The 17,244-nt window shown below is 56.0% G+C and carries 20 protein-coding genes and 1 pseudogene; 9 read left to right on the top strand and 12 right to left on the bottom strand.

Going from position 1 to position 17,244, the window contains the following annotated elements; all coding sequences use genetic code 11:
* Window positions 1-37: 37 nt before the first annotated feature.
* Both LEPTO7104_RS0106215 and LEPTO7104_RS0106210 read right to left on the bottom strand, forming a co-directional pair.
* Window positions 38-976 (bottom strand): pre-peptidase C-terminal domain-containing protein, encoded by a 939-nt coding sequence (locus LEPTO7104_RS0106215; RefSeq protein ID WP_083887012.1) that lies wholly within the window; start codon window positions 974-976, stop codon window positions 38-40.
* Window positions 977-1,013: 37 nt separating this feature from the next.
* The gene (locus tag LEPTO7104_RS0106210; RefSeq protein WP_017297694.1) at window positions 1,014-1,739 is read right to left on the bottom strand and encodes a M15 family metallopeptidase; all 726 of its coding nucleotides are present in this window, start codon (window positions 1,737-1,739) and stop codon (window positions 1,014-1,016) included.
* 300 nt (window positions 1,740-2,039) lie between these two features.
* Between LEPTO7104_RS0106210 and LEPTO7104_RS0106200 the strand changes: the two genes are divergently transcribed.
* Window positions 2,040-2,633, top strand: coding sequence for a general stress protein (locus LEPTO7104_RS0106200; protein ID WP_017297692.1), 594 nt, complete (start codon window positions 2,040-2,042; stop codon window positions 2,631-2,633).
* A 135-nt stretch (window positions 2,634-2,768) separates the two neighbouring features.
* Here LEPTO7104_RS0106200 and LEPTO7104_RS0106195 read toward each other — a convergent pair whose 3' ends face one another.
* From LEPTO7104_RS0106195 to LEPTO7104_RS37970, 5 genes and pseudogenes are all read right to left on the bottom strand, one after another.
* A complete protein-coding gene (locus LEPTO7104_RS0106195; protein ID WP_155523539.1) occupies window positions 2,769-3,152 on the bottom strand; it encodes a hypothetical protein in 384 nt (127 codons plus the stop codon).
* A gap of 18 nt (window positions 3,153-3,170) precedes the next feature.
* Window positions 3,171-3,614 (bottom strand): hypothetical protein, encoded by a 444-nt coding sequence (locus LEPTO7104_RS32940; protein ID WP_040695301.1) that lies wholly within the window; start codon window positions 3,612-3,614, stop codon window positions 3,171-3,173.
* 318 nt (window positions 3,615-3,932) lie between these two features.
* Window positions 3,933-4,037 (bottom strand): annotated as a pseudogene (locus LEPTO7104_RS43510) (ACP S-malonyltransferase); the annotation flags it as partial.
* Window positions 4,034-4,411: a DUF433 domain-containing protein gene (locus LEPTO7104_RS0106180; RefSeq protein ID WP_017297688.1), complete on the bottom strand. Its 378-nt coding sequence runs from the start codon at window positions 4,409-4,411 to the stop codon at window positions 4,034-4,036. The gene LEPTO7104_RS0106180 and the pseudogene LEPTO7104_RS43510, both read right to left, overlap by 4 nt.
* Window positions 4,412-4,668: 257 nt before the next feature.
* Entirely contained in the window at window positions 4,669-5,532 is an 864-nt protein-coding gene (locus LEPTO7104_RS37970; RefSeq protein WP_071527193.1) for a NotI family restriction endonuclease, read from the bottom strand.
* A 40-nt stretch (window positions 5,533-5,572) separates the two neighbouring features.
* Here LEPTO7104_RS37970 and LEPTO7104_RS0106175 point away from each other — a divergent pair, with 40 nt between their 5' ends.
* Window positions 5,573-6,793, top strand: a complete 1,221-nt coding sequence (locus LEPTO7104_RS0106175; RefSeq protein ID WP_017297687.1) for an ISAs1 family transposase — start codon at window positions 5,573-5,575, stop codon at window positions 6,791-6,793.
* 113 nt (window positions 6,794-6,906) lie between these two features.
* On the opposite strand, the gene LEPTO7104_RS37965 is transcribed toward LEPTO7104_RS0106175, so the two are convergent.
* Both LEPTO7104_RS37965 and LEPTO7104_RS42240 read right to left on the bottom strand, forming a co-directional pair.
* Window positions 6,907-8,106, bottom strand: coding sequence for a DNA cytosine methyltransferase (locus LEPTO7104_RS37965; RefSeq protein WP_071527192.1), 1,200 nt, complete (start codon window positions 8,104-8,106; stop codon window positions 6,907-6,909).
* Window positions 8,107-8,625: 519 nt separating this feature from the next.
* Window positions 8,626-8,754 carry a hypothetical protein gene (locus LEPTO7104_RS42240; protein WP_264307839.1) on the bottom strand — a complete coding sequence of 43 codons (129 nt, stop codon included), beginning with the start codon at window positions 8,752-8,754 and terminating at the stop codon, window positions 8,626-8,628.
* 117 nt (window positions 8,755-8,871) lie between these two features.
* Here LEPTO7104_RS42240 and LEPTO7104_RS0106160 point away from each other — a divergent pair, with 117 nt between their 5' ends.
* The 6 genes from LEPTO7104_RS0106160 to LEPTO7104_RS0106135 all read left to right on the top strand — a co-directional run bounded on the left by LEPTO7104_RS0106160 (window position 8,872) and on the right by LEPTO7104_RS0106135 (window position 11,293).
* Window positions 8,872-9,060 carry a hypothetical protein gene (locus LEPTO7104_RS0106160; protein ID WP_017297684.1) on the top strand — a complete coding sequence of 63 codons (189 nt, stop codon included), beginning with the start codon at window positions 8,872-8,874 and terminating at the stop codon, window positions 9,058-9,060.
* Between the two features lie 87 nt (window positions 9,061-9,147).
* Window positions 9,148-9,528, top strand: coding sequence for a hypothetical protein (locus tag LEPTO7104_RS0106155; RefSeq protein ID WP_017297683.1), 381 nt, complete (start codon window positions 9,148-9,150; stop codon window positions 9,526-9,528).
* 21 nt (window positions 9,529-9,549) lie between these two features.
* The gene (locus LEPTO7104_RS0106150; RefSeq protein ID WP_017297682.1) at window positions 9,550-10,212 is read left to right on the top strand and encodes a DUF938 domain-containing protein; all 663 of its coding nucleotides are present in this window, start codon (window positions 9,550-9,552) and stop codon (window positions 10,210-10,212) included.
* A 37-nt stretch (window positions 10,213-10,249) separates the two neighbouring features.
* Entirely contained in the window at window positions 10,250-10,540 is a 291-nt protein-coding gene (locus tag LEPTO7104_RS0106145) for a hypothetical protein (protein ID WP_155523538.1), read from the top strand.
* Window positions 10,541-10,616: 76 nt separating this feature from the next.
* Window positions 10,617-10,835 carry a UPF0175 family protein gene (locus LEPTO7104_RS0106140; protein ID WP_017297680.1) on the top strand — a complete coding sequence of 73 codons (219 nt, stop codon included), beginning with the start codon at window positions 10,617-10,619 and terminating at the stop codon, window positions 10,833-10,835.
* Window positions 10,832-11,293 (top strand): PIN domain-containing protein, encoded by a 462-nt coding sequence (locus tag LEPTO7104_RS0106135; RefSeq protein ID WP_017297679.1) that lies wholly within the window; start codon window positions 10,832-10,834, stop codon window positions 11,291-11,293. The genes LEPTO7104_RS0106140 and LEPTO7104_RS0106135 overlap by 4 nt, the downstream gene beginning before the upstream one ends.
* A gap of 41 nt (window positions 11,294-11,334) precedes the next feature.
* Here LEPTO7104_RS0106135 and LEPTO7104_RS0106130 read toward each other — a convergent pair whose 3' ends face one another.
* Window positions 11,335-12,312 carry a threonine ammonia-lyase gene (locus LEPTO7104_RS0106130; protein WP_017297678.1) on the bottom strand — a complete coding sequence of 326 codons (978 nt, stop codon included), beginning with the start codon at window positions 12,310-12,312 and terminating at the stop codon, window positions 11,335-11,337.
* Between the two features lie 143 nt (window positions 12,313-12,455).
* On the opposite strand from LEPTO7104_RS0106130, the gene LEPTO7104_RS32930 reads away from it, so the two are divergent.
* Window positions 12,456-13,637, top strand: coding sequence for a substrate-binding domain-containing protein (locus LEPTO7104_RS32930; protein ID WP_083887011.1), 1,182 nt, complete (start codon window positions 12,456-12,458; stop codon window positions 13,635-13,637).
* A 14-nt stretch (window positions 13,638-13,651) separates the two neighbouring features.
* On the opposite strand, the gene LEPTO7104_RS36765 is transcribed toward LEPTO7104_RS32930, so the two are convergent.
* Both LEPTO7104_RS36765 and LEPTO7104_RS0106110 read right to left on the bottom strand, forming a co-directional pair.
* Window positions 13,652-14,524: a hypothetical protein gene (locus LEPTO7104_RS36765; protein WP_155523537.1), complete on the bottom strand. Its 873-nt coding sequence runs from the start codon at window positions 14,522-14,524 to the stop codon at window positions 13,652-13,654.
* Between the two features lie 23 nt (window positions 14,525-14,547).
* Entirely contained in the window at window positions 14,548-17,181 is a 2,634-nt protein-coding gene (locus LEPTO7104_RS0106110) for a TIGR03960 family B12-binding radical SAM protein (protein ID WP_026072417.1), read from the bottom strand.
* Window positions 17,182-17,244: the final 63 nt, after the last annotated feature.

The following is a 17,244-nucleotide window of genomic DNA, read 5'->3' as shown; positions in this document are numbered from 1 at the left end:
GATGGGGATGGGGGGGTATTCTCGCTGTCTTGGGGCATTACCGGCTCCCGAGGCCAAGCTCCGGTGACGGCGTCAGCCCGCGCAGGGTTAGGGTATAGGTAACGGCGCTGGTGCCAATGCCCTGCCAGTCAGTGATCAGTCCATCTTCATTCAACACGGGCCGATGCTGGGGTGTGGTCACCGCCGCATAATAAACTCCCGTAGCTGGCAGGGTTACAGATTCTATGCGAGGCTGGCTGGCTGGGGTAGGGCGCGCTTCTCCCAGCAGTCGCCCCTGGGCATCAAACAAAAAAAGCAGGGAGCTGTCGTCGGTGTACAGCAGCCCTCGCCGCTGCTGAATCACATCCAGCGCCAGGTTGGGAGTGTCGCCTTCTGCCCCCAAAAACGCATACACATCGACGCGGCGGCTGACGGCCCCGGTGGATACGCCGCTGCCGCTGCGGGTGTTGATGCGCTGGGCCTCGGCGAGCGGATCGAGGGTGGTATCGGCGCTCACCCCGAGGCCCGCCTGCCAGAGGGCTTCGATCTGACGAGTTGCCTGGTCGGGAGGGAAGACAGAGCTATCCAGGCTGCCGCTGGAGAAGGCCGCCCGCTCTAGCTGCAGCGGTCGCCCGGTGTAGCCGGGCAGGCCAAACCCTGCCAGCACGGGTTCACAGCCGGAAATATTGCTCACCGCAGTTTGGTTTTGGCGAAAAAGCTGCATTTGGCGGCGAAATAGCACCAGCTGAGCCTGGGTTTTGATCGGCAGACCGGGCACGGCTTCGAGCTGTTCGGTGCGGGCGATCGCGCTATCCCAATCGTTTAGGCACACCGCCAGTTGCAGCGACGATTGCAGGGTAGCCGTGGACTGAGCCTGGGCGGAGGCCGCCGCCGCCAGGATAATTCCCAAGGCCATTTGCAGCGCGTGGGAGACTCGGCTCGCCACCCGCCTCTGCCCGCAAACCGCAGACGGGCCTATCCATGTCTTCAATTCCATCGCCGTTGCCTCCTGGGGGGTCGCATGCCCGGTGGTCTCACTGTACCCACAAGTCTACCGAGGCTCGCCCATAGTGGGCCAAAAAGTCTGGGCTACCCGTTTCCTGCCGTCGCTGCCAGGCCCATAGCTGGTCCCCCAGCGAAAAATGCCACCACTCGTTGGGGTGGCGGCGAAACCCTGCCGATTCCATGACCTGGTTTAGCAGACTGCGGTGGGCGTGGAACTGCTGCTGGTCGGGCAGGTTGCTGGCGGCAAAGTGGTTGGGGTGCGATCGCGGCGACACTTCATCAATGGGGGACCCCATATCCACCACCGCCCCTGCTGCCGTTATTAGCGTGACATCCAGAGCTGCCCCGGTGCTGTGGGGCGGCGGCGTAGCCGGGTCGTCGCTGGGCACCGCCCAAAACTGCACCACCTCGGCCATCACCTCCTCCCGCTGGGCCGCCGTTAGCGCCTCAACCAACCAGCCCCGAGCCTGCACCTGCTCCAAAAAGGTGTGCTCTACCATATACCGCTGCACGGCCAGGGGGCGAAAGGCGTCAAAAATTTGGATGCCCCAGCCGGGGCGCTGCTGGAGAAGGAACTCTTGGGCCTGAAGTAGGGCGGCTAAAACCCCTGAGCGCAGGTAGTAGGGCGACTGATTGCCGTAGGGTGCCCCCAAGGTCTGGTAGGGGTGGGGATGCAGCAGAGCAAAGCGATCGCCCGGAATTGGCACCAGCGGCTCGCCACAGTCGCAAATTGGAATGGTTTGGTAGGGCTTCATAGTTTGCGTTGCCATCGCGCCTGAGCCAGCGATCGGGGAACCCCACTGAGTTTAGCGGCAGCTGGTCAATTCTTCTGTATTGTCCACGCTCGGTCTGGCCTGGAGAAAGTGCTTTCCTAACTGTCGGCGGAGCGGAGTTCTAGCCTTTGGAGGACCTGTATTTCCTGCTAAGGGGCGAGGCAATTGAAGGCATAATTTGCCACGATCAAGACAGTTGGGCGGGCAGTAGCTTCAAGCCATGTAAGCAGCGGCTTGAGTTACCTGCTCTGCCTGTTGAAATCCTCACTGGAGGAAACATTTATGAGAACGACTGATAATCAATCCACTCAGCACAACCGCGCCGTTGGGCTATTTTCGACCCGGCAAGAGGCCGAGCGCGCCATGCACCGCCTGCGCGATACGGGCTTTCATATGGACCGCATTTCAATTGTGGCCAAATCTGGAGAAGGGTTAAAGGATTTAACCTCTGACAACGCCAATTACGACCCCAACAAGCCTAAGTCTGAACAGGCTAAGGGCGGTGCCACCGCTGGTGTCGCGGTCGGTGCAGCAACCGGGGGTGCCATTGGTTTAATTGGCAGTCTTGGTGTACTGGCAATCCCCGGTGTGGGGCCTGCGGCAGAGGTGGGCTTTTTACTGGCCAGCACGCTGCTGGGCGGCGGTATTGGTGCTGCTAGCGGTGGTCTGCTCGGCGCACTGATTGGCTGGGGCGTACCCGAAGAGCGGGCCAACTACTACAACGATCGCGTGTACAACAACGATGATTATCTGATGCTGGTAGAAGGCAGCGAACAAGAAATTCAGGCGGCTGCATCGGTGCTGCAAAGCAACGGCATCCGCGAGTGGGGCATCTATGGCGCTACTGGTTCGCCCGTCTACGCAGGCGGCTACTAATACTAGCGGTTAAGCGAAAGATTAATTCAGAGGGCGCGGTTTGGCTGTGCCCTCTTTTGGTTAGCTCTTTGCAAGTGCAGATATTGGGTTTTTGGTGCGCTATGGGCGATCGCAGGTTGACCACTTTTCTTTAGCTTATTCAGTTGTACTTGTCGGGACTTTCCAATCAATTGGATCAGGCTCGCTGCCAAATCCTGGTGGTGAAATGTGAACTTCATCGTTAAGCCATGTCCACTGAATTTCTCGGTTAAAGCGAATAAAGGATTCTTGCAGTAGAGTGCCGTCTTTTTTGAACAGCCGCACATATCCATTAATCCGGTCTGATCCACCGCCGCCCGGAAAAGCCGGCAGCAGCCTGTCGATAGTCCAATTGTCGTATCTTTGCAGGTAATACTCTCCATTTGGGCTCCAAATGGGCTCTTGGAACGGGCTTCCTTTTTTCCAATTTTGAAAACCCAGAAACCCCAAACCACCCGCAACCGCAAGCCCGACTATACTCACTTTGATGGTGCGTAACATAGCGTTTATTTAGTACGCCTATTGGGCCGGAGCACCGCTCAGGGTCAGGCTCAACTGTCCCTGGTGCATACCTGGGTGGGCCGTCACTAGCCAGTATCCTTTCAAGTAGTGGGCTCCCTGGTTGTAGCCCCAGATCACCCCCGGTTGGCCAGCGGGCTCCACATTAATAAATACACCCAAACAGTAGGCAGCACTGGGCGCTCCGGGGGCGGTTTGCCCCTCGCAATCGGTCCAAAGGCTAAACCAGTCATCACCGTAGCTGACGGCATAGGGGCTTTCTTCCGGCTCGTCGGGGAAGAAAACATCTAGGTAAACGACCTGCCCGTCATGATCAAACAGAAAGTCTGAGAACCCTTTGCCCATGTCGTAATGCCCAATCTGACCAGAATAGGTGGGTGTTTGATGCGCTGCGGTGAGGGTTGCCGCCTGAGTTTGGGCTGCTGAGGTTTCTGCTGCGACCAATGTTGAGGATGCGTCGGCTGTTGGCGCGATCGCGGAGTCTTCAGGCTTAGCGGCTGGTTCGATGACGATAGCTGCTGTTTGCGGCTTTGGAACGGCGGTGCTGGAGGTTGCTGTGTTTGCTGCCTCTGGAAGGGTTACGGAAAGGGTGGGCTGACAGCCTAATGTGAGTGCGGATAGGCTGGCTAGAAGCAAAATGGCTTTCATAAAGGCGCTATTAGGGCAGCACAACAATAAAACGGACGATATTATCGTTCCCTTATAGGCATTAAAAATACGCCCTAGTGAGCTAAGCCCTAGATAAAGGCTTTTCTAATAATTTGTGACGAACTGAATGGGTACGATATCAAGCCAACCTTGACTAGCAATGGCACCGAAGAAGACTAAAGCATGACCTCTAAGATTGTGGTCGATTAGACAAATCATGCTGCTGTCTGGCGTTTGGCTTTAGCAGCCCGCAGTTTTTCCCAAGCCGCTTCGGTTCCTGGCTTTGGCGGTTGTGAAGCAATTTGAGCAACGCGCTCCCGGTTCAGCTCTTCGTAATACTGTCGGAGTTCTTCAGTTTCCTGAATGACCTGCTGGTATTCAGCCTCCACGTCGGTACGGTTAGCTTCGATATAGGCTAGAGCAGAGTTGATTTGATCTTCGGTCAGCTCAAATAATCCTTGGATGAGCTTAGCCGGATATTCCGCTAGAATGTGATCCATCACGTCGTAAAAGGTGATGCGGGTGCCTGCAATTGCCAGCCCTCGCTCTGTACGGATAATTGCTGGTTGATGATCAAGTTCGGGTGTCATCATGGTGCTGCTTGCGTGGTTCCGCTTCTAGGATAGCTCAAACGCAAATAAGCCAGATGCTCAACTAATCAGTTTTGCATGAAAAGCTTTATTTCATTGCACAAAAATATTTTAGAACACTAGGGTTTCAGTCCATTCAATGCGCGTAAGGGTTAGCTGGCGATCTCTTAGGTGTGTGAGTTAGATAGTTAAGAAGTGGTTGAGTTTCCTTTGTCAACCCAACTACGAGCTACTGAGTTGTCTAAACATTCCGCATGTCTTTAATCCACTCCTAGAACTCTTTTTATAGCCTGATCTAAATCATCACCACTTGGAAGATTTGGTCCAGATACAAAACGACCTGAGAATTCTTCTAGATTAAACCTTAACATCCGAACTTGAATTAAATCTCTTTGGCATCCATGCGGTACAAGCTCACCAAGCTTATAAGTGTAAACAGTTATTGTGTCGTGACTTATCGCATCTGTTAAGGGTATATCACTTCCAAGAATATCTTCAAACTTTCGATAGACAATCTCAGGAAGAATGAAATAAAGACCTTTATTAACTAATCTTGATCGTGAGTAAACCAAACTCTTTCTTATTATCTGAGGTATTAACCGCTTGTGAACATTTGCCCAGTTTAGTCCGTGCTGAGAAGATGGCAACAAATCTTTATTCGAACTTGGGGTGAAGTTTTTATAGGCATGCCATGCGTCTCGATAATTCCCTGTAATATCTATGCTTTGGACTTCAATGCCTACATACTCAATTAATGTAGCTTCAAAAATATAAGCTAAAACCCAATCCATAGATAACGATCGACCAACTTGTATCTCTCTCCCGGAATTTTTTCCAAGAGCGACTATGCACTCTTGATGTATGGCTCTCGCCTCAATAAATTGGTTATACATCAGAAAGGGTATTCCATACCCAAAAGCATCCCTGCCGACCCTAGCTAGAATTTCGTAGTTGTTGCCATACAATCTATTTGGACAAATGATAGTGTCTCCATAAGGCGATGTTACACTACATGTTCCATAAGTGATACTTTGATCATGATTAATTTTAATACAGGCTTTATTAGTAAACGGACAACCGCCCATACTCCCAGGGTAAGCGCAAGAAAAATAGGTCTGTGACATGCTAGGGGCATGCTATCACTGCGACCCTTAGCGAGTCCCCATGAGCCAAGGCTTTGCTCCCAATGAAGAGACGGCTAAAGCCGGTCAGACCAAGCCACCCTTGAGCGCGGCTACCGATGCTAACTCCATTCAGCAGCAGTGGGAATCACACTTTGCTGAACTAGAAGACCCGCGTGGCAGTCAAGGGGTAGAGCACCCGTTCTTGAGCATTGTGATGATCGCGATTCTGGCCGTCATCGGCGGCGCGACGGGGTGGGAGGACATCGAAACCTATGCCGAGAGTCACGAGGCGTGGCTGAGTACCCTGTTCTCGATACCGAACGGCGTGCCCCATGCCGACACCTATCGTCGTTTGTTCGAGCGGATGGCCCCTGAAGCCCTAGAGCGTTGCTTTCTGGGCTGGGTGAAGCAGATCGTTGAGAGCAGTGGAGCCCAAGTGATTCCCATCGATGGCAAGACGATTAAAGGCTCCTATGACCGCAACGCCAAGCAGTCTGCGCTCCACGTCGTCAGCGCCTGGGCCAGCGAGCATCGGCTGTTGTTAGGGCAAGTCAAAGTTGCCTCCAAGAGCAACGAGATCACCGCCATTCCTGCGTTGCTGAAACTTCTCGATATCAGCGGCTGCATCATCACCCTCGATGCCATGGGCACCCAGAAGGAAATTGCTCGTGAGATCGTTGGGCACGGGGCCGACTATGTCCTCTGTCTCAAGGCCAATCACCCCACCCTGTGGGCCGAGGTCACGGCCTGGTTTGAGCAGGCTGAAGCCGGTAACTTTACCGCTCTAGAGCACAGTTATGACGCTCGGGTGGAGTCGGGCCATCATCGGCGGGAGCATCGGCAGGTGTGGGCTGTACCCATCGCCGCCATGGGAGACCTACACCAAATCGAGCAATGGGTGGGCCTCAAAACCATCGTCTTCGTGAAGCGAGTCCGACATCTCTGGAACAAGATCACCCGAGAGACGATGGTTTATCTCACGTCATTGCCCTGTGATGCCGCCATGGCTGGCCGGGCGATTCGCACCCATTGGGGTATCGAAAATCAACTCCATTGGGTGCTCGATGTCACCTGGGGCGAGGATAAGTCTCGCATCAGGCGGGGCCACGGTGGCGAGAATATGGCGCTCCTGAGGCGCTTGGCCATCAGTGTGCTGAACCAAGAAACCTCAAAAAAACGAAGTCTTAAGCAGAAGGCAAAGCGAGCCTCAATGAGTCCTGACTACATGCTCACTGTCCTTGCTGCAGGGCTCGCAACCTAGCACAATGTATCGATAGTTTTCTTGCGCTTACCCTGCCCATACTCCAAAGTGCGCGAACGCTTCTTGTTAAATCATCTGGGCTATATCCGAAAATTTCTACTAGATCTCTTTTTCTATTCATCATTACCCTCAATCATCTTTAGTACAGTTTCTCCAAGCGCTTTCGCTAATAAAGGTGGTACTGCATTGCCAACTTGCTCGTACTGTTGCGTTATATTTCCGTAAAAAATATACTTGTCTGGGAAAGACTGTATTCTGGCTGCTTCTCTTACGGACAAAACTCTATCTTGTGTCGGATGAAAAAAGCTTCCCCAATGCGGATCACATTTAGTCAAGATAGTTGAGCATAATCCATTGGGTTTGAGCCTTCCATAGCGCTTAGTATGATCACTTCGACGAGCACGCTGGAGTCCTGCTGGTAACAACTCAAATGGAATATCTCTCCAGCTGCCACCTTGTGGGATATATTTAAGTCGCTCCAAATTAATTTTTCCAAGCTTTGCACAGATATGATTTTCAATTTTTTGGGAACCTGCACGCAAAACTCTTTGATAATCACTTTTAGGCGGTGTTGAATACTCAAACGTACCGTTTTTGTTTCCCGACTCAATCTCCGGCAAGTCTGATATTGCATCACACACATCAGTATAAGGTTTTAGCTTTTGGGCTAATAGTGGAGAAATATTGATACAAAGTTCTTTGGCGCCAGTGAAGTTGGCAACTGCTGTAGCATTGTACTCGGGCTCGGGAAAATCAATCTTTTTCTTAATCCTTTTTTTTATTGCAATAAATGTAGTCCTAAATCTCATTTGAGGGATACCATAATGCCCAGCGAATAGAATTCGATGGCTTACGCTGTAACCCATTCGGTTCAATTCGCTGTAAATTTTTTCGACAACAGTTCCCTTTCCAAGAGATATAATCCCAGGCACATTTTCAATCAGAATAGCTTTTGGCTCAAGAGATTCTGCGACCTTTAGATAATTTTTAAACAAGTGATTTCTCTCGTCATCTAAGCTTCTGATCGGAGCATTTATGGAAAAACCTTGACAGGGCGGACCACCAGCAAGCAAGTCGAGTTCACCAGAGCTTAAGTCGAGAAGTCTTTTTAAGTTTTTGTTGCAAACTGATCGTATGTCATCTATTAAAACTTCTGTATCTGGGTGATTATTTTTGTAGGTTCTGGCATAGTAAGGGTTGATTTCATTTGCTAGTAATGGAGTAAATCCAGCCATTGTGAGTCCGCACGAAAGTCCTCCGGCACCTGCGAACAAATCGACGAAAGTCTTTTGATTCAATTTCAGCTCGCCCATTAATAGTTATAGTTGCTTGTGTGAAATGTTGATCTTCAAAGCCTTGGCATGTTTGATTAGCACTTATGTATGTTCCTCAACGCATGAGATACATCCTAAACAAGGAAATTCTTGAGACTCATAGACTCAGATAAATAACGTATACCTTACAGCGTTTCTTGATTTCATGAGGTGCAGCACAAAGCCTAGAACCCTTGCCAAACAAGAATTTTAGATTTGAATCTGTACCTCATCTATCCGGGAACCGCTGTATCCGAGTGAGAACCGCTATATGTTTGACCATAACTGTCCCGATACGTTCATACGTCTGTCTTTGTTAAAACAGGCTATTAGTATACATCTCCGCATAATACCTTTGTATTGAGAAGCGGCTCAAGCTTTCTGTATGGATTCGGACAAGCTTGCTAAGTTAGGCAATGTACTTGAATTTCGGGTGTGCTTCTAGGTTGAGGGCGCGGATAATGGTCTTGGCGACTACGGTGCGCTCATCGATGGCATTAACCATTTGGTTTCGCTGGGCTACTGCGACAGGGTTGCCTGGTCAGAACCTATCCCCACCGGGCGCAGCGGCGAATACATCAGCGTCATGACCCGCAGGCGAGGGGTCACAAGACCCTGAGAGCTGGCGCTACAGGTTAAATAGAGCATCCAATGGAACCCAGCAGGCTCACGACTGTTGGGTTCTGCTTTACATGACCTCATCTGCGGCCTCCGTAAAGCCCTGGCTCTAGCGCCAAGGCCGTTGTTTGGCCTGGCAATAGCGTTGTGGCGATCGCAAACCCAGCGCGACGACCCCACAACGCTGTTGCCCTTGCCTACAATGCCATTGCCAGCCTTAGCAACAGTATTGTCACCTGTCACAACAGCATTGTCATGGGCTGCAATTGCGTTGCGATCGCCCGCAAAGCCATTTTCACCCGCCGCAATTTGGTTTGCGCCTGGGCGAAGGCTTGATCAAATGGGCATTGTGAATCTAGGCGAGACCGCACCGGGGAAACAGCGTGCGTTTTGCCGCATTACCACTCACCCACCCAGGCTGCCATGACCGATACGACCCGCCGCCTCGCCCCCAAGCGCATTGCCCAAGATATTCAAGCCCTAAACAGTCTGGAAGCGATCGCTAACTATGCGCCCATGCGGCCAGAGGCGTCGCATCAAACCTTGCAGCAGACTTACCAGGCCATGCAGCAGAGCCAGCAAGACGAAGTTGTGATGGAAGCGACCCTAAAGGCCAGTCGCAGTCGCGCCCGTGAGGCCGAGTGGGCCTTTCACAACGCCGTTTTGGCCATGAAGCAGTCAGTCCTGGCGCAGTTTGGGCCAAACAGCGACGAAATTCAGGCCATTGGCTACACAAAAGCCTCTAAGCGCAGGCGATCGTCCCGTCAAAAGCCTCCTATGATGGAGGACGGCGATTTTCGTTAATGTGAGAGGCCCAGATCGGCAATGTCAACCCCTCCCGATGCCCGCCGCTACGCCCCCGCCACCGAGCGCAACCGCGAACCGATCTTGGCGGTGCTCCAGCGGGTGCTGCCCCCCACCGGCACCGTACTCGAAATTTCCAGCGGCACCGGAGAGCACGCCGTTTTCTTTGCGCCTCGCCTGGCGCCTCGGCAGTGGTTGCCCTCTGACCTCGACCCCTTTGCCCGCGACAGCATCGCGGCGTGGCAAGCGGTATGCCCAGCCGAAAATCTGCACCCGCCCCTGGCGCTAGATGCGGCGGCTCCCCTGTGGCCAATCGAGTCTGAGAACGTCCAAACTGCGCTGCCAGGGCTAGACTTGCAGCGCTACCCCATCACCGCCCTGGTCAATATTAATATGATCCACATTTCGCCATGGGCGGCCTGCCTGGGCTTGCTGGCGGGGGCGGGGCGAATTTTGCCGCCCGGCGGGATGTTGTATCTCTACGGCCCCTACAAGCAAAACGGGCAGCACACCGCCCCCAGCAATGCGGCCTTCGACGCTAACTTGCAGGCCCAAAACCCCGAGTGGGGCGTGCGCGATTTGGAGGCAGTGGTCGTCGCCGCCAAGGTTCACAATCTGGCCCTAGTCGAGACCATCGCCATGCCCGCCAACAATCTTTCGGTGATGTTCAGGGCGATCGGTTAATCCTGTGACCCCTCGATCAGAGTCGCTTCGTTAGACTGTGGCTAACCTGCGTTCTGAGGTCGCCATGATTGTCAGCAGCCTTCAGCTTTTAACCAGCGACGCCACCTATCACGACCTGGCCCTGCGCTGCCAGGAATACCTGCACTACCAGCGGGGCTGGGCCGACCAGCGCCAGCTGGCTGAAGATATGCTGTTTAACCTGCTGGTGGAATACCTGGTGGAGGCGGGATTGCCCCGACATGAGGCCGAGCAGTTCTGCACCAATGGCGACAACCTGACAGAGCTGGCGATGCGAATTTCCTCCACCCTCGGCCCTGTTGTCCCATGAGGGTGTGGGGCTGTGCTGTTGCTGATAGCAGTGAGTTACGCTTAACCTAAATTCTGCTTACGGCTGGGCTAACTCTATGAATGTGCTGACCGTTGAACTACCCCTAAATGTTTCTCCTGAAGAAGCAACCTTGATGATGTCCGTCAAGTTGTTTGAAACAGGCAAGCTTTCTCTGGGCCAAGCGGCAAAGCTAGCCGGTTACTCAAAACGAACTTACATTGAGCTGCTCAGTAAAATGGGAGTTCCTGTCGTTAACTACCCCGCAGAGGAGCTTGAGCAGGAGATGGCGCTGTGAACCGTGCTGTGTTCAACAGCAGTTGCCTGATTGGGCTAGAGCGCATTCAACAACTGGATCTCCTGCCTCAGGTTTTTTCAGTCATCCTAATTCCTGAAGCCGTGCGCCAGGAGGTTGGTTTAGAAGCAGACTGGTTGACTGTTCAAGCGGTAAACAATAGAAGCCTTGTCAGAGCGCTCCAAGCAGAGGTTGACGATGGGGAGGCTGAGGCGATCGCCCTTGCGCTTGAGCTAGATGATGGCGTCATTACGGTTCTAGATGACCAAAAAGCCCGACGTTTGGCTAAACGTCTTGGCCTTCACCTGATGGGAACGGTTGGTGTTTTATTGCGCGCCAAGCGGCAGGGTGCGATCGCGCAAATCAAACCTATTCTTGACGCTCTTTTGCAGGCCGATTTTAGAATTTCGGCTGCGATCGTGCGCAAAGCACTGGAGCTTGCTGGAGAAGCGCAATTGTAGCGTTATTCCCAAATCTCAGAAGGCTCTCATTCTTGTGCTTCTCAAGCATCTAACCCCGCTGTTCCAGTACCGCAAATGATGGCGCAGACGACTTCGCCGGGCTGCGGCTGATATTGATGGCTGATCAGGGCTGCGATCGCCGCGCCCCCGCTCAGCTCTGCCGCAATGCCCAGCTCAAACCACAGCCACCGACAGGCCTCGGCCATCGCCTCATCGCTGACCAGCACAAACGAGTCGACGCAGCGGCGAATGATCTCAAAATTTAGCGGCTCGGTTTTGCGGGGGGCCAGGGTGTTAGCCAGGGTGGGGGTAGCCGCTAGCTCCAGAATCTGGCCCGCTTCAACACTGGTTTTTAGGGTGGGTGCCCCCACAGCTTCAATGCCAACAATGCGAATCTCGGGCCTGAGGGCCTTGGCCGCCAGGCCGACTCCGCTGATTAAGCCGCCGCCGCCGATCGCCACCAGCAGCGTATCGACCTGGGGCAGGTCGGCCAAAATCTCCAGGGCCAGGGTGCCCTGCCCGGCGATCACGCGCGGGTCGGCAAAGGGGTGAATGTAGGTTAGCCCCTGGGTTTCGGCGGCGGCCATGGCCGCGCGGTTGGCGTCATCCCAATCGTTGCCCTCAAACACCACCTGGGCGTTCCACTGGCGCAGTTTTTCGGCCTTGGCGGGGGGAACGTTGTTCCCCAGGTAGATGGTGGCGGGCACCTGGGCCAGCCAGCCAGCGTAGGCCACAGCCAGCCCGTGGTTGCCCCCCGATGCAGTAATAATGCCCCGCCGCAGCTCAGCCTCCGAGAGGCTTTTGAGGGTATTCACCGCCCCTCTGGCCTTGAAGGAACCCGTCACCTGCAAGCAGTCGAGCTTTAGCCACAGATCGGGGCAGCCAGGGATGGGCTGCTTGAGGGCGATCGCGGGCACCAGTGGCGTATGCCGAAGGTAGGGGGTGATGCGATCGCGAGCGGCCTTCACCTCATCGATGGTGGGAGCTTCATCTAGGGTAGTAAGCGGATTGGGAGTCACAGCACCGGCCTAGATAATCTGCTGACTGCGGAGAAAAAAGTACACCAGCCGGGCCAGGCTGAGGCCGATAAACGACACCAAAATGACGGTTATGGAGACGCTAATAATATCTCGGACAGCTTTCATGGGCCTAGTAAAGCGCTATGGTTGATCAGTATTCTCCCCCAGAGAGGGAAGCTGAGGGGCAAATGCTCATGAATCGTCGCAGCTTTTTGGCGGGTGCCGGTGGAGTCACCGTTGCAGCGCTGCTGGCCGGGTGCCAGCGGGCTTCAGACGCTAGCCTGCGGCTGGCCATGGTGGCCAATTCGGTGCCTGCTCAGCTGCTCAAGGCGTTTCAGCAATGGCCAGAGCGGGGGGGCGACATCGCCGTTACTCCACAAAATTCGCTGGTTGAGTTGTACAGTCTGCTCCAGCGTTGGCAAGCGCAGCCCAAGGGGGCTGCGCCCAGGGGGGCTACGCCAGTGGCCAACTGGGTGAGTCTGGCCGACTACTGGCTCGCCCCCGCCATTCGCCAGGGCCTAGTGCAGCCAATCGAGGTATCGACGCTCACCCGCTGGAGCGATCTGGCGGCGGTGTGGCCCCAGCTGGTGCGCCGTGATACCCAGGGCATCCCCAGTTCTGAGGGCAGCATTTGGGCCATGCCCTACCGCTGGAGCCATCTGGTACTGCTCTACGACCCCAGCCGCCTTCCCCGCTCCAGCGCCCCGCTGACAACCTGGGCCGATCTGCGGCGGCCTGAGCTGGCTCGGCGGGTAGTGCTGCCCGACCATCCCCGTCTGGTGCTCGGTTTGGCCCAAAAGGCCCTGGGCGCTTCGGCCAATGGCGAAGACCCAGCAACCGTAGAGGGCTTAGACGCCTTCCTGACCGATTTGCAGAGCCAGGTGCGCGCCTATGACTCTGACCACTACCTGGAAACGCTGATAATTGGCGATGCCACCGCTGTAGTCGCCTGGTCGGACGACGCGCTGCCCCTGCTGAATCAGTACCACAACCTGGCGGTGGCCGTCCCCCCAGAGGGTACGCTGCTCAGCGCTCAGCTTTGGGTGCAGCCCAAGGCGATCGCCCCATCGCCTGCGGCCTTGAACTGGCTCGACTTTTGCCTGGAGAGCGATTTTGCCGCTCAGCTGGCCATTTTTAGCCAGGCCGCCTCTACCCAACTGTGGGGAGCTGAGCCATCCCAGCTGCCGGAACCGCTCCAAACACCACCGGCGATCGCCCTGGCGCCCAATGTCGCTAACCAAAGCGAATTTTTGCTGCCCCTCACTGCCGCTGCCGAAGGCCGATACAGCCAGCTGTGGCAGAGTCTGCGCAGCCCGTCGGCCTAAACAATTTAGGCCAGTTAATTCGGGGCCGTTTCTCCAGCCGCCCCCAGGTTTGCCGAGCCGTTATCAGCGGGAGCGGCTTGGGCTGACTGTTGCCGCCGCTCGCCCTCGGCCAGCAAATTGCGCTGCAAGAGCACAATTAGCCCTGCATCCAAATTGGCTGAACAGGCCGGAGTCTCCTCCCCGGCGGTCGGCGATTTCCCCGGCTGAGCGTCAAAGTCGCAGGCGTAGAGGCCCGCCATGCGGTAGTTGCGAGCATTGCCCTCAAAAAAGCGCAGATTGTAGCCAAAGTCGCGGGCGGCGGTACCAAACTGATTCAGCACCGCGAAGCGCTCGTTATAGGTCAGCACCGACCAGATTTGAGGGTTGATGATCATATCCACCACCGCCGTGCCCGAATCTTTAATCTGGTAAGAGATCCACGATTCCACCAGGCGACGCCCCCCCAGGTGCGAGGTCAGGGTGTCGCGGTTCCACCACAGGCTAGGCAGGGTCATGGTTTCGGCGGAAGCGCGCCGACTGTTGCTCGATAGGGAGCCATCGACAATGCGCTGGGTGAAGTTATCGGCATTGGGCAACGTCTCGGTAGGAAACACCAGAAGCTGGCAGAAGGTTTGGTTGAGCTGGGGCGATCGCTCAGGCCAATAGGGTGCCAGTACATCGCTGGGGCAGCAGGCGGCATCTATAATCCCAGCCGCATCGGTGCCGCCCTGGTGATTGCAGGCCGTTTGGGCCGCCGCCGAGGGGAAATGCGCCGCCGCCATCAACAACCCCGAGCCGACGGTGGCCAAACCGATCTGCCGCCACCGCCCAAAGCGCCTGCACCGCTGGCCAAAACCCTGCACCGAGAACCGCCTTGCCCGTAATAGATGGCCTGTTTCTCCGTCCATGGTCTCGCCCCCTCAGGGTTGCTCTAGCTAAACATCAATCGGCTGCGATGCGCGTGCTGTAGATTTATTGGCTGGTCTGCCACCTGCTCTACCATAGAGACGACTTGCTCCGGGCGCAGCAGGTTCCCGTCGTTGCGGCAGGCACCTATCACCCTTAACCATCCCTCACCGGCTTCTACAGAATATTCTAGCCCCGGGGGCAGGGGTTGGTCGGCGGTGACCAGGGCCAGCTCATACAGGCGCTCCCGTAGGTTGACCATCTGAGTCTTGCCAGATTTTGTTTTCTTTTCCCACGTAAATTCGTCGAGGGCCATCACGGCATCAATCCACTGGCTCCAGTTCCCCGAGGCATCGCGCTCTGGTTTTAGCCGCAGGTAGTATTCGGCCCGGTCCAGACGCTTGGTGGCAGAGGGTTCGCCCAGGGGCACCTCGGCAACAGCGTAGAGGGGGATCTCGGGCGGCAGCTGGGCGGCCAGCCGTTCTAAAAAGTCCTGGGGGGCGATCGCGCGGGTCAGCTCAAAATCGACCACCTCGCCGCTGCTGGTGGCTCCCAGGGGCAGAGCGTTGGCTGGCGACAGACGCGGCCCAGGGTGAAATCCGCCGGTAAAGGCGATGGGCAATTCGGCCCGCCGCAGGGCGCGATCGAACAGGCGCACCAGATCCAAATGGCCAATCAGGGCCATCGATCCCAGCTTGCCCAGGGTCACCCGCAGGCGCTGCACCCGCTCAGAGCTGGGTTTGCCGTGGCCCCCAAAGGCTGGGATCGGCAGCGGCGGCACCACCACATTGTGGCCAAAGTCGGGGCCGCACACACCGCAGTGGCTGCACCCATCGAAGGAGCAGTCCGGTACGGTGGCCGCTGCCAGCGCCCGGTTCAGGTCTTCTTTTAGCCAGGCTTTGTCGATGCCCGTATCGAGGTGATCCCAGGGCAGAGGGGCATCCAGGCCGGTGGCATCGCCTGTAGTATCCATCACATTCCATTCGCCCTGGTCCACCTGGCGATACTTCAGGGTTAGCCCAGCTTCGTCAATGGCCTGGGTCCAGGCGTTGAAGGCGGTTTCCAGACTTTCCCACCAGCTGTCCATACCGGCCCCCAGTTCCCAGGCCCGGCGCACCACCGCTCCCAACCGGCGATCGCCCCGACCGACAAAATCTTCCATGGCCGAAATCCGCACGTCGGTGAAGTTCACCTTGGCCCAGCGCATGGCCCTAAACTCGTCCCGCAGCAGCCGCTGCTTGCGCAAAAACTCCTCCGTCGATACCGAGTGCCACTGAAACGGGGTGTGGGGCTTGGGCGTAAAGTTAGAAATCGTGATGTTGAACGACAGTGGGCGACGGCCCTGGACAGTGCAGGCCTGGCGCAGCCAGCGCACGGTTTCGGCAATCCCCAGCACATCGACATCGGTTTCGCCCGGCAGGCCGATCATAAAGTAGAGTTTCACCTTGCCCCAGCCCTGCTCATGGGCAGTCTTAATGCCGCGCAGCAGCTCCTCGTTGGTGAGCCCTTTATTGACAATGTCGCGCATGCGCTGGGTGCCCGCTTCGGGAGCAAAGGTCAGTCCAGTGAGGCGGGTGCCGCCAATAATATTGGCAATATTTTCGTCGAAGCGATCGACCCGCTGGCTGGGCAGCGATAAGGAGATATTCTCGTTTTTAAGCCGATTTTTCACCTCTACCCCCACTGCGGGTAGGGCCAGGTAGTCGGAGCAGCTCAGGGACAATAGCGAAAACTCGTTATAGCCCGTCTTGCGCATGCCCGTCTCGATCGCATCGACCACCGCCTCCGGCTCCACATCGCGGGCCGGGCGGGTGAGCATGCCCGGCTGGCAAAAGCGGCAGCCCCGAGTGCAGCCCCGGCGAATTTCTACCGTCAGGCGATCGTGGACGGTCTCCACGTAGGGCACCAGACCCATGGCGTAGGCGGGAATGGGGGTGGCTACCCGGCGCAGCACCCGCGCAGGTACATCCGGTCGATTGGGCTGCACCGAACCGTCTGCCCCCATGGCGTAAAAGCGGGGCACATACACCCCCGGCACCTGGGCCAGATCGAGCAGCAGGGCCTCGCGGCTGAGGCCAGCGGCTTTGCCCTCTTCCATCACCAAGGCAATTTCGGGCAGCAGCTCCTCGCCATCGCCGAGGGCAACAAAGTCAAAAAAGTCGGCGTAGGGCTCGGGGTTGGAGGTAGCGGTCTGTCCCCCGGCAAACACCAGCGGCCATGAGCCCGATGCGACGTCGAAAGAACCCGCCTGGTCGCGCTCCTGCCAGGTGAGGGGAATGCCCGCCAGGGAAAGCATTTCAAGGATATTGGTGGCCCCCAGCTCGTAGCTGAGGCTAAAGCCTAAAATATCGAAGTCAATTAGCGATCGCTGCGACTCAACGGCAAACAGCGGCGTATCGGTCTGCCTGAGCTTGGCGGCCAGATCGGCGGCGGGCAGGTAGGCGCGATCGCACAGCTGCCGGGGTTGAGCATTCAGAATACTGTAGAGAATGATATGGCCCAGGTTGGAGGCTCCAACCTCGTAGACCTCTGGATAGGTCAACACCCAGCGTACAGAGGCCTGATCCCAGGGCTTGTGGACCGTACCCAGTTCGTTGCCGAGGTAGCGTCCTGGCCGAGAGATATCCGCCGCAAGTAATGTATTAATTGATACAGCCACAGCCCAGCCACCCCAACGCACGCAAGTTCAACTTACATACTATAGCGGGCCTAGGGCAGCGGG

The sequence above is a fragment of the Nodosilinea nodulosa PCC 7104 genome, from assembly GCF_000309385.1.
In the GTDB taxonomy this organism is placed as follows: Bacteria; Cyanobacteriota; Cyanobacteriia; order Phormidesmidales; family Phormidesmidaceae; genus Nodosilinea; species Nodosilinea nodulosa.
The sequence above is the reverse complement of the archived record's forward strand: the minus strand, read 5'-3'. Positions and strand labels throughout refer to the sequence as shown.

What these genes read in the sequence shown, in the direction of transcription:
- LEPTO7104_RS32930 (WP_083887011.1), top strand. Translation starts at nt 12,456, where the DNA reads ATGGTTGATCAGTATTCTCCCCCAGAGAGGGAAGCTGAGGGGCAAATG.
- LEPTO7104_RS0106215 (WP_083887012.1), bottom strand. Translation starts at nt 976, where the DNA reads ATGGAATTGAAGACATGGATAGGCCCGTCTGCGGTTTGCGGGCAGAGG.
- LEPTO7104_RS0106140 (WP_017297680.1), top strand. Translation starts at nt 10,617, where the DNA reads ATGAATGTGCTGACCGTTGAACTACCCCTAAATGTTTCTCCTGAAGAA.
- LEPTO7104_RS0106150 (WP_017297682.1), top strand. Translation starts at nt 9,550, where the DNA reads ATGTCAACCCCTCCCGATGCCCGCCGCTACGCCCCCGCCACCGAGCGC.
- LEPTO7104_RS0106155 (WP_017297683.1), top strand. Translation starts at nt 9,148, where the DNA reads ATGACCGATACGACCCGCCGCCTCGCCCCCAAGCGCATTGCCCAAGAT.
- LEPTO7104_RS0106200 (WP_017297692.1), top strand. Translation starts at nt 2,040, where the DNA reads ATGAGAACGACTGATAATCAATCCACTCAGCACAACCGCGCCGTTGGG.
- LEPTO7104_RS0106180 (WP_017297688.1), bottom strand. Translation starts at nt 4,411, where the DNA reads ATGATGACACCCGAACTTGATCATCAACCAGCAATTATCCGTACAGAG.
- LEPTO7104_RS36765 (WP_155523537.1), bottom strand. Translation starts at nt 14,524, where the DNA reads ATGGACGGAGAAACAGGCCATCTATTACGGGCAAGGCGGTTCTCGGTG.
- LEPTO7104_RS0106210 (WP_017297694.1), bottom strand. Translation starts at nt 1,739, where the DNA reads ATGAAGCCCTACCAAACCATTCCAATTTGCGACTGTGGCGAGCCGCTG.
- LEPTO7104_RS0106195 (WP_155523539.1), bottom strand. Translation starts at nt 3,152, where the DNA reads ATGTTACGCACCATCAAAGTGAGTATAGTCGGGCTTGCGGTTGCGGGT.
- LEPTO7104_RS37965 (WP_071527192.1), bottom strand. Translation starts at nt 8,106, where the DNA reads ATGGGCGAGCTGAAATTGAATCAAAAGACTTTCGTCGATTTGTTCGCA.
- LEPTO7104_RS42240 (WP_264307839.1), bottom strand. Translation starts at nt 8,754, where the DNA reads ATGCTCTATTTAACCTGTAGCGCCAGCTCTCAGGGTCTTGTGACCCCT.
- LEPTO7104_RS0106175 (WP_017297687.1), top strand. Translation starts at nt 5,573, where the DNA reads ATGAGCCAAGGCTTTGCTCCCAATGAAGAGACGGCTAAAGCCGGTCAG.
- LEPTO7104_RS37970 (WP_071527193.1), bottom strand. Translation starts at nt 5,532, where the DNA reads ATGTCACAGACCTATTTTTCTTGCGCTTACCCTGGGAGTATGGGCGGT.